Source organism: Dyella japonica DSM 16301 (assembly GCF_001010355.1).
GTDB lineage: Bacteria > Pseudomonadota > Gammaproteobacteria > Xanthomonadales > Rhodanobacteraceae > Dyella > Dyella japonica.
Genome location: NZ_JPLA01000026.1, coordinates 44,660 through 57,299, shown reverse-complemented (window position 1 = coordinate 57,299; position 12,640 = coordinate 44,660). Strand labels below are relative to the sequence as shown.

The 12,640-nt window shown below is 65.2% G+C and carries 11 protein-coding genes and 1 tRNA gene; 5 read left to right on the top strand and 7 right to left on the bottom strand.

Annotated features, from left to right (window positions below):
- The first annotated feature begins 62 nt into the window (after positions 1-62).
- From Y882_RS10475 to Y882_RS10465, 3 genes are all read left to right on the top strand, one after another.
- Positions 63-155 (top strand) — tRNA-Ser (locus tag Y882_RS10475).
- 463 nt (positions 156-618) lie between these two features.
- Positions 619-1,710: a YXWGXW repeat-containing protein gene (locus tag Y882_RS18905; protein ID WP_052949894.1), complete on the top strand. Its 1,092-nt coding sequence runs from the start codon at positions 619-621 to the stop codon at positions 1,708-1,710.
- A gap of 178 nt (positions 1,711-1,888) precedes the next feature.
- Positions 1,889-2,476, top strand: coding sequence for a hypothetical protein (locus tag Y882_RS10465; RefSeq protein WP_046971858.1), 588 nt, complete (start codon positions 1,889-1,891; stop codon positions 2,474-2,476).
- A gap of 51 nt (positions 2,477-2,527) precedes the next feature.
- On the opposite strand, the gene lpxH is transcribed toward Y882_RS10465, so the two are convergent.
- The 7 genes from lpxH to Y882_RS10430 form a co-directional block, all read right to left on the bottom strand.
- Positions 2,528-3,256 carry a UDP-2,3-diacylglucosamine diphosphatase gene (lpxH, locus tag Y882_RS10460; RefSeq protein ID WP_046971857.1) on the bottom strand — a complete coding sequence of 243 codons (729 nt, stop codon included), beginning with the start codon at positions 3,254-3,256 and terminating at the stop codon, positions 2,528-2,530.
- 6 nt (positions 3,257-3,262) lie between these two features.
- Positions 3,263-3,952 carry a peptidylprolyl isomerase gene (locus Y882_RS10455; RefSeq protein WP_046971856.1) on the bottom strand — a complete coding sequence of 230 codons (690 nt, stop codon included), beginning with the start codon at positions 3,950-3,952 and terminating at the stop codon, positions 3,263-3,265.
- An 88-nt stretch (positions 3,953-4,040) separates the two neighbouring features.
- Positions 4,041-5,558, bottom strand: a complete 1,518-nt coding sequence (locus tag Y882_RS10450; protein WP_046971855.1) for a Ppx/GppA phosphatase family protein — start codon at positions 5,556-5,558, stop codon at positions 4,041-4,043.
- A gap of 77 nt (positions 5,559-5,635) precedes the next feature.
- The gene (ppk1, locus tag Y882_RS10445; protein ID WP_046971854.1) at positions 5,636-7,738 is read right to left on the bottom strand and encodes a polyphosphate kinase 1; all 2,103 of its coding nucleotides are present in this window, start codon (positions 7,736-7,738) and stop codon (positions 5,636-5,638) included.
- Between the two features lie 98 nt (positions 7,739-7,836).
- Positions 7,837-9,105 carry a phosphate regulon sensor histidine kinase PhoR gene (phoR, locus tag Y882_RS10440; protein ID WP_046971853.1) on the bottom strand — a complete coding sequence of 423 codons (1,269 nt, stop codon included), beginning with the start codon at positions 9,103-9,105 and terminating at the stop codon, positions 7,837-7,839.
- Between the two features lie 75 nt (positions 9,106-9,180).
- Positions 9,181-9,870, bottom strand: a complete 690-nt coding sequence (phoB, locus tag Y882_RS10435; protein WP_046971852.1) for a phosphate regulon transcriptional regulator PhoB — start codon at positions 9,868-9,870, stop codon at positions 9,181-9,183.
- A gap of 122 nt (positions 9,871-9,992) precedes the next feature.
- Positions 9,993-11,675, bottom strand: coding sequence for a M48 family metalloprotease (locus tag Y882_RS10430; protein WP_046971851.1), 1,683 nt, complete (start codon positions 11,673-11,675; stop codon positions 9,993-9,995).
- A 242-nt stretch (positions 11,676-11,917) separates the two neighbouring features.
- Here Y882_RS10430 and grxC point away from each other — a divergent pair, with 242 nt between their 5' ends.
- Positions 11,918-12,181, top strand: coding sequence for a glutaredoxin 3 (gene grxC / locus Y882_RS10425; RefSeq protein ID WP_046971850.1), 264 nt, complete (start codon positions 11,918-11,920; stop codon positions 12,179-12,181).
- A complete protein-coding gene (locus Y882_RS10420) occupies positions 12,178-12,582 on the top strand; it encodes a carboxymuconolactone decarboxylase family protein (protein WP_046971849.1) in 405 nt (134 codons plus the stop codon). Before grxC ends, Y882_RS10420 begins: the two co-directional genes overlap by 4 nt.
- Positions 12,583-12,640: the final 58 nt, after the last annotated feature.

The window sequence follows — 12,640 nt, the reverse complement described above, 5'->3', positions numbered from 1 at the left end:
GCTTTACCTCGAGCGCGCCGGTTAGTATCCTTGCCGGCTCCGCAGAGATGCGGACAAAAAACGGAGAGATGCCCGAGAGGCCGAAGGGGCTCCCCTGCTAAGGGAGTATAGGGTCAAAAGCCTTATCGAGGGTTCGAATCCCTCTCTCTCCGCCAGATACGCAAAAAGCCCCGCAAGGGGCTTTTTGCGTATCTGGCGGAGAGAGAGTTGTGGACGAACCCACCGGTTCGACAAATTTGTCAGGAACAAATTTGGACAGCCGCAGGCTGGCCCCGTAGCGCGTAAGCGCGAAGGGGTGAGGCCCATGGATGGGCCGAACAATCCCACCCTCCACGTGATCGCGCTCTGCAACGAAGGCAAGGGGCTTTTTGCGTATCTGGCGGAGAGAGAGTTGTGGACGAACCCACGACCAATCCCCCCCTCCGCGCGACCGCACCGCACAGGGAAGGCAGAGCTTTTCGGCTATTAGGCCGCACCGATCGATGCGCTCACCCAAATCCCCATTCATCTCCCATCTCACCATCTGAACCCCACCGAACCCTTGCCTCACCACGCCGTATAACCCCGCCCAATCTCACGCGTTAAGGTGAGCAGGTTCCACGAACTGGGAGTGGCGTTATGGAGTGGCTCAAACCCCGCCGACGCGTAGCGTCGCAACGCTGCCTATTCCTCGCCGCCCTGGCACTCGCCACCGCTGCCGCTCTCCCCCTGAACGCAAACGCCGAAGTCTCCGTCGGCGTCTCCGTCGGCATCGCGCCACCACCCCTGCCGATCTACGTGCAGCCAGCCATTCCCGCAGCCGGTTACATCTGGGTGCCGGGCTATTGGGCATGGGATGGCGACGGCTATTACTGGGTGCCAGGCACCTGGGTTTACCCACCCTACGTCGGCGCGCTATGGACCCCGGGTTACTGGGGCTGGGGCGGCGGCGTGTATGTATTCCACCGCGGTTACTGGGGCCCGCACGTGGGCTTCTACGGCGGCATCAACTATGGCTACGGCTACACAGGTGTCGGCTACGCCGGCGGCTATTGGCGAGGCCGCGCGTTCTACTACAACCGCTCGGTGAACCACATCGACAACGTGCACATCACCAACGTCTACAACCGCGCGGTGGTGAACAACAACGTCAATCGGGCCAGCTTCAACGGTGGCCACGGCGGCATCGCAACGCGTCCCTCGCCGCGGGAGTTGGGCTACGCACGTGAGGCGCATGTGGCGCCGGTTGCCGCGCAAGAGCAGCAGCGGACGTTCGCGAGCCAGAACCAGGGCATGCGCGCCTCGTTCAATCACGGCGCGCCCGCGGTGGCGGCCACGCCACGGGCCGGCGCCGTCAACGCGGCGAGTGCAGCAGCTCATCCTGCGACGGGTCAGGCTGCGCGTGCTGCTGCGCCAACGCCTGCGTCGAACAACGCCATGGCACTGCACTCGGCAGGCTTTGCGCCACACGGCAATCGGGGCACCTCGGCAGCAGGCAGTGCGCCTGCCTACCATCCGTCAGCGGCGGCGACCAACCATGCAGCCTATACGCGTGGGCCTTCCAATCCCGCCGCGGGCTATCACGCCGGCAGCCGTCCCCAGCCGATGTATCAGGCACATGCGTCGCCGATGCCGGCCTACCACCCGCAGGCCGCTCGTCCGGTCGCTGCACCGCATGCCCAGTCGCATGCGCCGGCAGGGGCGCCCCATGGCGGCGCGGAACATCGCTGACCTCTCGCTTGCAGGGCCAACTGAATACGCCCGCTACCTGCTGTAGCCGGCGCCCTACAGCGCAAGCAGCGAGGAATGATGGCGTCCTCCCCTAGAATGGCGTGCGGTTCTTCAGGGCCGCGAACGGATACGGAAGTAACCGTTCCATCAAACCATCGAAACAAGGAGAGGGGACTCGATGTTCAAACGTATCGTATTTGCAGCGCTGCTGGTGACCTCAGGCAGTGCCATGGCGTCGAAGGATCTGAGCAATATTCCGCTGGTGTGGTCGCCCACGCAGAGCTTCGCGGAATTTGGCGCGGTGGACTTGAACGGCATCGGCAAGGTGAAGGTGCAGTTCAACGGCTTCACCGACGTGCGCAAGAATCCGGCGCTGATTGCCGAAAACCATGAGAAGGAACCGGCGCGTCAGGTCACCACGAAGGACAACGTGGCTGCCTACGTTACCGACCATGTGAAGGACACTTTCAGCAAGGCCGGCATCAACGTGGTCGACAGCGGCGGCGATGTGATCGTGTCGGGCGAAATCCGCGACTTTTTCGTCAACGAAACCGACCAGTACGTGGGCAACGTCACCGTCTACGTCACCATGACCAACCAGGCAGGCAAGGTGCTGTGGCAGGGTGTGGCGGGTGGCGGCGCGAACAACTTTGGTCGTTCGTACAAGGCGGACAATTACTACGAGACCTTGTCCAATGCCGTGCTCAAGCTGAGCAACAGCATGCTCAACAGCCAGGGTTTCCGGAGCGCGATGCTGGCGCCCTGATGGCTGGCAAGGGACGATCATTCGTCGCGTGCGACGGATGATCGTCCTGCATCAGGGGAGTGCGAGACCCCGCAACTCCACCTCGTCTGGCGCGATGCGAAGCACGGAGCCGTGTTCGTACCAGTCGCCCAGCACGATGCGTTCCGCCGTTTGGCCGTCCAGATCAAAGCGATGGATGGCGGGGCGATGCGTATGTCCGTGGATCAGCCGCGATACGCCGGCCTTGCGCATGGTGTCCGCTGTCGCATCGGCGTTGACGTCCATGATGGTTTCCATGGTCGCGCCCGTATGCGCCTTGCTGTCGGCACGTGCCTTGGCCGCAAACGCGCGGCGGGCATCCAGCGGCATCGCCAGGATCTGTGCCTGCCACTGCGGCGTGCGAACTTGCTTGCGTACCGCCTGGTAGGCGACATCGTCGGTGCACAGCACGTCGCCATGCATCAGCAGGGTGGGGCGGCCGTAGAGCTCGTGAACGGTGCCGTCTTCGAGCAGCGTCATGCCGGCGCGCTCAGCGAACACCTGGCCGAGCAGGAAGTCGCGATTGCCCACCATGAAATAGACGGGCACGCCGCTGTCGCTCAGCGCCTTGGTGGCGCGCGCGATGCGGCTGGGGAGTTCGGCGTCGTCATCGTCGCCGATCCATGCTTCGACCAGGTCGCCGAGGATGTAGACGGCGTCGGCGGAGCGCGCCTCGTCGCTGGCGAGAAAGTCTTCGAATAGGCGCGTGATCTGCGGACGGCTATCGTCCAGATGCAGGTCCGCGATAAACAGTGTTGCCATGCTGCGTCAGCTCTTCTTGCCGTTCGGCTTCTTGGCCGGCTCGGCGGCGGGCGTGGCAGGCTTGGGCGGGGTGGCCGGAGCGGCGGCAGGCTCTTCGCCGACCACGTTCGCGCTGTCGATCACCACCAGCGGATTGGGCACGTCGCCGGCGAACGGGCCGAGCCCGCGGGTCGGCAGCGCGGCCATCTTGTCGACCACCTCCATGCCCTTGATGACCTTGCCGAACACGGCATAGCCCCAGGTCAGGCCGCTCTGGTTGCCGACGAAATCGAGACGGCGATTGTCGACCAGGTTGAAGAAGAACTGCGCCGTGCCCGAATTGGGATCCGCGCCGCGCGCCACCGCCACGGTGCCGCGCACATTGGACAAACCGTTGTCCGCTTCGCTGGGGATGGCCGAATGGGTGCGCTTGGCCTGCAGGTCGCGCGTGTACAGGCCGCCCTGCACCAGGTAGCCGGGGATCGCGCGGTGGAACACGGTGCCGCTGTAGAAACCGTCGTGCACGTACTGCAGGAAGTTCGCCACGCTCTTGGGCGACTTGTCGGGATAGAGCTCCAGCGTGATGTCGCCCTGCGAGGTGTGCAGCACCACTTGCGGATGCGCGACGGCAGGGGGCGCTGCGGCAGGCTTGTTGGCCTGGGCCAGCAGCAGGGACGAGGGCAGCAGCAGGAGCGCGGCGAGCAGGAGTCGGGTCATGGCAGGTCGGGCGGCGTGTGGCATCCACACATCATACGCGGCGAAGGGGTTCCATGGCCGCGCCAGCCGCGGCCCGTACCGGCAAAGCTCAGGATGGATGGACTTCCAGCAGCAGGCCCAGCTCGTTCAACGGAGCCTGCTCCTGCTCCAGGTCGGCCTCGCTGAGCGGATGCTGGTCGATCCAGGCGGCCGGCACGGTCAGGCGCAGGCGTTGGGTAGTGGCCGCCAGCTGCATCTGCGGCAGCGACTCGGCGCGGCGGGCACGACGGAACAGCACGCCCAGGCGGAGCAGGGCGGTGATGTAGCGCCCCAACTGGCGATAGCGCTGCGGCAAGGCCGAGAACGTGGCCTTGTCCGGCTTGCGGCGATGGGACTCCACGATGGCCGCAAGGAGTTGCTGTTCCTGTCGCGAGAAGCCGGCCAGATCGGCGTTGCGCAGGATATAGGCGCCGTGATGATGATGCTGGCTGTGCGCGATGGCCAGGCCGATTTCGTGCACGCGCGCCGCCCAGGACAGCCACTCGCGCGCTTCGGCGTCGAGCTTCCAGATGCGCGCGATCTGGTCGAAGAACATCAGCGCCGTCGATTCCACGCGGCGTGCCTGCGCGCGATCGACGCCGTAGCGACTGGCCAAGGCATCGATGCTCGCGGTGCGCGGATCGCTGCCGCCGGCGCGGCCGAGCAGATCCCACAGCAAGCCTTCGCGCATCGAGCTCTCGCACACGCGCAGACGCTCGATGCCCAGGGCTTCGAACGCCGCTTCGAAAATCACCACGCCGCCGGCGATCACGGGTGCGCGATCATCCGCCAGACCCGGCAATTTCAGCGTTTCGATCTGGCCCTGGGCGAGCAGGGCGTCGCGCAACTGGGCCAGCGACGCCGGCGTGATGCCATCGTCGGAGAAGCGCATGGTCTGCACCACCGAACCGATCGCCTTGGCGGTGCCCGATGAGCCGAACGCTTCGACCCAGCCGGACTCGCGATAATCCTCGGCAAACTGCTGCAGCAACACGCCGATTTCGTTGTTGGCGCGCTGCCAGCGCTTGCGGTTGAGCTTGCCGCCGGGGAAGAAGCGTAGCGTCGAGGCAATACAGCCGGCCTGCACGCTTTCCGTGTGCATCGGCGCGAAGCCGCGGCCGATGATGAATTCGGTACTGCCGCCGCCCACGTCGATCACCAGGCGGCTCTCGCGCGATGCGGGCAGGTCGTGCGAGGCGCCCAGAAAGATCAGGCGGCCTTCTTCGCGGCCGGAGACGATTTCCACCGGGTGACCCAGCGAGGCTTCGGCGGCGGTGAGGAAGGTCTGCGGCGAGGCCAGCCGGCGCACGGTATTGGTGGCCACCGCGCGCACGCGGCTGGAGGGCACGCCGGCAATGCGCTGGCCGAAGCGCGCCAGGCAGTTGAGCGCACGTGCGCGATGCTCGGCATCCAGGGTGCCGTCGGCGCGCAGGCCGGCGGCCATGCGCACGGTTTCACGCAGGCGATCGATCACACGGGGCTCGCCGTGTTCCACGCGCGCCACCACCATGTGGTAGCTGTTGGAGCCCATGTCGACGGCAGCGATCAGTTCGCCGTCCTTGATCTGGATCTGATCGCCTTGACTCATGCGGGGCTCGTTCCGGGCTGCAGAGTGTGAATTCTCTCACGTACAAACCGGGGCGAGTAGCGCTTGTTGCCGCTGCGCTACACCGTGCCGGGCGTCAGTTTCTCCAGCAGCGACTGCTGCGCGCTGTGCGGCGGCTGGTCGCCGGGCTGCGCGCGGGTGTAGCGGCCGTCGCCATCGAGCAGCCAAGCCTCGGTGTTGTCGGCGAGGTAGTTGGCCAGGGTTTCGTCGTAGACGCGTGCGGCATGTGCAGGGTCGAGGATGGGGAAGGCCACTTCGATGCGGCGCTTGAGGTTGCGTTCCATCCAGTCGGCGCTGGCGCAATAGATCTCCGGCGCACCATCGTTGCCGAACCAGTACACGCGGCTGTGTTCGAGGAAGCGGCCGACGATCGAGCGCACGCGAATGCGTTCGGACACACCGGGAATGCCTGGCCGCAAGGTGCACGCGCCGCGCACGATCAGGTCGATTTCCACGCCCGCCTGCGAGGCGCGATAGAGCGCCGAAATGACATGGGCTTCGTTGAGCGCGTTGAGCTTGGCCACGATGCGCGCCGGCCGGCCGGCCTCCGCGTGTGCCGTCTCGCGCTCGATCTTGGCCAGCACGCAGCGGTACAGCGTGAAGGGCGAATGCAGCAGGTGCTTGAGCTCGATCATCGGGCCCAGGCCCGAGAGCTGCTGGAAGACCTTGTGCAGATCCTCACCAATGCCCGGATGCGAAGTCATCAAACCGATATCGGTATAGCTGCGGCTGTTGCCCTGGTGATAGTTGCCGGTGGACAGATGCACATAGCGGCGCAGCACGTCATCTTCACGACGCACGATCAGCAGCATCTTGGCGTGGGTCTTGTAGCCCACCACGCCGTAGACCACCTGCACGCCGGCTTCCTGCAGGCGCGTGGCGAGGCGGATATTGGCCTCTTCATCGAAGCGCGCGCGCAGCTCGATCACCACCGTCACGTCTTTGCCGTTGCGCGCCGCTTCCACCAGCAGGTCCACCAGCGGCGTGTCGGCGCCGGCGCGATAAAGCGTCTGCTTGATGGCCAGCACCGCGGGATCCTGCGACGCCTGGCGCAGCAGGTCGACCACGGTGGCGAACGATTCGTAAGGGTGATGCAGCAGCACATCGCGCTGGCGCAGCACTTCGAACTTGCAGCGGCTGCCGTTGAAGGCGGCCGGCAGCTGCGGGATGAAGCGCGGGAATTTCAGATCCGGCCGATCCAGCCCGTCATAGATGGTGCCGGCGCGGATGATGTTGACCGGACCGTCGCAGCGATAGACGTCGGTTTCTTCCAGTTCGAAGTTGGCGATCAGCATGGCCACGATCGCCTTGGGGCAGTCGTTGCCGATCTCCAGTCGCACGGGTCGCGCATAGCCGCGGCCGATCAATTCTTCGCTCAGCGCGCGGGCGAGGTTTTCCACCTCGGCCTCTTCCACCATCAGTTCGCTGTTGCGGGTGACGCGGAATTGATACGAGCCGGCCACCTTGAAGCCGGGGAACATCAGGTCGACGAAGCCCTGCAGCAGTTCGGCCAGGAAGATGTAGTGCTCGCCGCCATCGCACACTTCGCTGGGCAGGCGGATGATGCGCGGCAGTGAGCGCGGCGCGCGCACCAGCGCCATATGGCCTTCGCGGCCGAACGCGTCGCGCCCCTTCAGCACCACGGCGATGTTGAGCGTCTTGTTGAGGATGCGCGGGAACGGATGCGCCGGGTCCAGGCCCAGCGGCGACAGTACCGGCATCACTTCGTTTTCGAAGTAGCCCTGCAGCCACAATCGCTGGCGCGGCGTCCAGCTGTCGCGCGTGAGGAAGTGGATGTTTTCGGCGTCCAGCGCCGGGCGCAGTTCGGCCTGCCAGGTCTCGTACTGCAGGTCGACCAGATCCAACACGCGCTTGCGGATGCAGGTGAGCAGCTCGCCGGACGAAATGCCGTCAGGTCCCGGCGCGGCCGAGCCAAACATGTGGTGGTGCTTGAGCATGGCCACGCGCACCTCGAAGAACTCGTCGAGGTTGTTGGCCACGATGCTCAGGAAACGCAGTCGCTCCAGCAGCGGAATGCGCCCGTCGCGCGCCTGCGCCAGTACACGGAAATTGAACTCGAGCGCAGCCAGCTCGCGGCTGAGAAACAGCTCGGGAGCAGCGCGGTCGATGACGGGAGGAGGGGTGGCAGGCTTGCGACGCATTCGTGCATTCTGGCCGATCCCGCACTTTGTTACATGGCGCAGTGCCGCGTAGTGTGACGGCCGTTCAGCTGAGGCGCCGGGGCGCCTGCGGATGCGGTTTATTCAGGATCGCCCACGCCCGGCGCGAGCAGGCGCTCGGCGCTGAACCAGCAGGCAAAGGTGGAGCCCTGGCCCGGTTCGCTCTGGATGTCCAGGCGCGCCTGATGCAGGTTCAGCACGTGCTTGACGATGGACAGGCCCAGGCCCGTGCCGCCGCTTTCGCGCGAACGGCTGGAGGACACGCGGTAGAAGCGCTCGGTGAGACGCGCCAGATGCGAGGCCGGAATGCCGTACCCGGTATCGGTGACGGAGTAGACCGCGCCCTCGGCGATGCGACGCCAGCGGATGGTGATGCGCCCGCCGGTGGGTGTGTAGCGCACGGCGTTGCTCACCAGGTTGGAGAACGCGCTGTGCAGATCCTTCACCGAACCAAGCAGATCGGCTTCGGCGGTGGATTCCATGGTGATCTGGTGGCGGCCCTGGCTCAGCGCCTCGGCTTCCTTGCGGATGGTGGCGAGCAGCGGCGTCATCTGCACGCGCTCGTCCTGCACGTGTTCCTGGGTTTCCAGGCGCGAGAGCGTCAGCAGGTCTTCCACGATCTGGCCCATGCGCTTGGATTGCGCACGCATTTCGTTGAGCACCGGCGCGAGCTCGGGCACGTCTTCCGGATCGATCAGTTCAAGATAACCATGGATCACGGTGAGCGGCGTGCGCAATTCGTGCGAGACGTTGGCGACGAAATCGCGGCGGATCTGTTCCAGGCGCGTGAGATGGCTGATGTCGCGCGCCAACAGCAAGCGCTGGCGACGCCCGAACGGCAGCAGCGTCACGTTGATGTGGCGATTGGGATGGCCCGGTGCGGCGACATCGTTGAGTGGCTCGCGTGCGCCTTCCTTCAACCACGTGGCAAGTTCGGTGGTGCTCAGGCGTTCGTCCAGATGCGCGCCACGATCCTGCGGACGGCGCAGGCCGAGCAGGTCTTCGGCAGCATGGTTGAACCAGCGCACGTGCTGCTCGTTGTCGAGCAGGACCACCGCATCGGGCAGACTGCCGGCGGCACTGCGCAGGTCGCGCAAACTGGAAGCGATTCGGCGGGAGCGCGTCATGAAACGGTCATGCTGGAGAGAGGTCAGCCTAGGATCTTGCGTCATCATGAGCTGCGCTTGATGACGGATTCGGGTCACTAAAAAGACGATTTCCACGACGGCGACCAGCGCCAAACCCGTGGCTACGTGGCCTCCCGCAAGCCAGCCGGCGCCAGCGCCCAGCAGCAGTCCGGCGCTCAGTGCGGCCGGCAGCTTCCAGGGTCGGTCGAAGGTTGTTGGCATAGGGGAGTTGTCAGTCGTGCCGGGGCTGGCGGTGCGCCAGCATCGGCAAAAGCCTGCGATCCCGCAATAGGAACGTCAGACGCTGGCGGAGAATCGATAACCCGCACCGCGCACGGTCTGCACCATGTCATCGAGCTTCCATGGTTCGAGCGTCTTGCGCAGGCGGCGGATATGGACGTCCACGGTGCGCTCTTCGACATACACGCTGCCGCCCCACACATGGTCGAGCAGCTGTGCGCGCGAGTACACGCGTTCGGGGTGCGTCATGAAGAAGTACAGCAAACGGTATTCGGTGGGTCCGATGGTCACCGGCTCATCGCCGGCAAACACGCGGTGGGCCGGACCGTCGATGCGCAGGCCGCCCAGTTCCACCATGCCCGAACCGTCGTCGCCCTGGCTGCGGCGCAGTACCGCCTTGATGCGCGCCACCAGCTCGCGGGTGGAGAAGGGTTTGACGACGTAATCGTCGACGCCGGCCTCCAGTCCGTTCACGCGGTCCATTTCTTCGCCGCGCGCGGTGAGCATGATGATCGGAACCTCGCGGCTCAGCTCCTCCTTGCGCAGGCGGCGGGCCAGTTCGAGGCCGCTGGTACCCGGCAGCATCCAGTCGAGCAGGATGAGGTCGGGTACCTGTTCGGCGATGGCCAGTTGGGCCGCACGCGCGTCAGCGGCGTGGATGGCGTCCATGCCGGCCTTGCGCAGGGCAAAGGCGACCATGTCGCGGATCGAAGCTTCGTCTTCGACAATCAGGATGCGCTTGTGCACGCTTTAGGTCCGCTGGGAGGGGGCTGTGACGCATTTATTGCAGCGGTCCAATGTTACGCCCGGATGACATTTCACGCGGTCGCAACAACACGGCGTGGTCTTCGTCTCAGGTTTGGCTGAAATCAGCGCACCGAATTGGTCGCGCTAAAGCACAGCCGGCCCCGGCAATTCTCGTTGTTTTGCAGCTGCTGGCTGCGGCCATCGGGGTTGTCGTCGGTCTGCACGCGGCGCTTGCGCAGCTCCATCACCAGGGGCGTCAAATCGTTGATGCGGGCCTGGATGCGGGCGCGGGCGTAATAGTCCAGATCGGGGCGCTTGAGCAGGTTCTTGAGCTGCTCCATGGCGTCGAAGGGGCGCCCGGACAGGTAGGAGGCATCGGCATAAGCCTCGCCGGAACGCACGCTGTCGCCGGCCTTTTCCGACGCACGGGCATAGGTGCGGTAGAGCTCGGGCTCGTCGTTGTTGTCCAGCATCGGCAGCACCATGCTGGCGGCCTGCTTGGCTTCGTCCTGCGATCCGCCCTCGGTCAGGGCCTTGGCGTAGGCCATGGCGATGGCGCGATTGCGAGGCGACTGCTGGTTGAGCTCGGCATACAGGCTAAGGGCCTCCGCGCGGCGGCCCGCCTGCAGCTTGGCATCGGCCATGGCCAGGCGGACGACCTGGCTGTCGGGATGCGCGCTGAGCACCGGCTGCAGTTCGTCCACCGCCTTGGCGCCGCGGTTGCTGCGGATCAGCGCCAGGGCATAGCCGTAGCGATTGGACGGCGTATCGAAGCCATGCTCGTTTTGCAGATTGGTGGCGTAGTAGGTGGCCAGCTGGCCGGCGTCGCCAGACAGCACGCGGACGCGTTCGCGCATCAGCAGGTACACGTCGAGCCCGCCTTTGTTGTCGCGGGCGGCGATCTTCGTGGGGTCTTTCACAAAAGAGATCGGCGCTGTGCTCTTTTCCCACTGGGCCTTGTCCAGCGTGGAGCCGTTGGGCCGCTGTTTTTGCTGGGCGATCAGGGCGCCGGCGCGGGCCTTGGCGTCGCTGATGCGATCCATGCTGACCGGGTGGTCCTGCAGCAGGGCGGGCACGTCGCCGATGTCGCCGCCGGAGCCCACACGCAAGGTGTCTTCCATGCGGCCGAAGAACGAGGCCATGGCGTTGGGGTCGTAGCCGACATTGGCCAGCGTCTGGATGCCGGCGCGGTCCGCTTCGATCTCGTCCTTGCGGGTGAAATTGATCTGGCGCTGCATCAGCAGGCCCTGGCCGCCCATCATGATCGCGCCCGCCGCATCCCCAGCACCGGCGCCGGCGCCGGCGGCGATGGCGCCCAGCAGGATCAGCGCCATCAGCGGCGTGTCCTTCTTGGAGGCCTCGAACGCGCGCTGCAGGTGGTTTTGCGTGATATGGCCGATTTCGTGGGCGATTACCCCAGCCAATTCGCTTTCGCTGTTGGTGATGATGATCAGGCCCGAGTTCACCGCGATATAGCCGCCCGGCGCGGCAAACGCATTGATCACGTTGTCGCTGGCGATGAAGAACTGGAAATGTTCCTTTGGCTTCTCGCTGCCCGAGACCAGCCGGTAGCCCAGGTCGTTGATGTAGTCGTCCAGCATGGGGTCGTCCAGCACCATGTTGAGCGCGCGCATCTGGCGCAGCATGGCGGCGCCGTAGTCCTGGGCTTCCTGGGGCGAGATCAGGGCGTTAGCGGAGCTGCCCAGGTCGGGCAGGCGTACGTCCTTGTCCTGCGCGGCCGCGCTCAGCGTCAGGCCGGCGCAGAGCAGGGCAGTCAGCAGGCGGGTGGGCGTGAAGCGGCTCATGGGCGTCCCGCCCGCAGGCTTTGCGTGGTCATTGTTCCGTTTTCGTTAGTCCGCCCTGCGGCATTCCGCCCCCGTTTGGCAGGGAAACGGATTGTCTCCGGGGCGGGGCGTGGTGCCATGCGCATAGGTCAGCGACAATAGCATTAGTGACACCAGCTTACGGTGTCAGTTCACTGTTGTTTACACCCCTGGCGGACCCCATGTAGGGCTGCCGTAGGGTTCCCTGATTTCCGAGGTGTGTTGTGCCCAAGATTGAGGTCTATTCCACGGCGGTATGTCCGTATTGCGTGTCTGCGAAAAACCTGCTCAAGTCCAAGGGGCTGGAGTGGAGCGAAGTGCGCATCGATACCGATCCGGCGCAGCGTGACGCCATGCTGGCCCGCAGCGGCGGTCGTCGCACCGTGCCGCAGATTTTCATCAACGACCACCACGTGGGCGGTTTCGACGATCTGGTCGCCGCCGACCGTAGCGGCAAGCTCGCCGAACTGCTGGAGATCAACGCATGAGCCATCCCAAGGACGAGGCCGGCAAGGACCGCGTTGCCGAATTCACCGCGTTTCGCCAGCGCATGAACGAACGCATTCTGTCGGAAGACAACCAGGTCGTCCGCCGCTTCTTCGCGCTCGATACGCAGACCTATAAGCCCGGCGCGCTGGACGTGAAGACCAAGGAGCTGCTCGGCCTGGTGGCCTCCATGGTGCTGCGCTGCGACGACTGCATCAGCTACCACGTGGCCCAGTGCAAGGAAGCGGGCGTCACCCGCGAAGAATTCTTCGAAACCTTCAGCGTCGGCCTGGTGGTGGGCGGTTCCATCGTGATCCCGCACCTGCGCCGGGCGGTGGATTTCCTGGATCAGCTGGAATCGGACCAGGGCGCCGCAACGGCGGATTGCGCCAGCCACGCCTGAACGACCCTCGGGGCGGCTCCCTCCTTGCCGCTCCGTTGACGCATGCGAGTTTATTCAA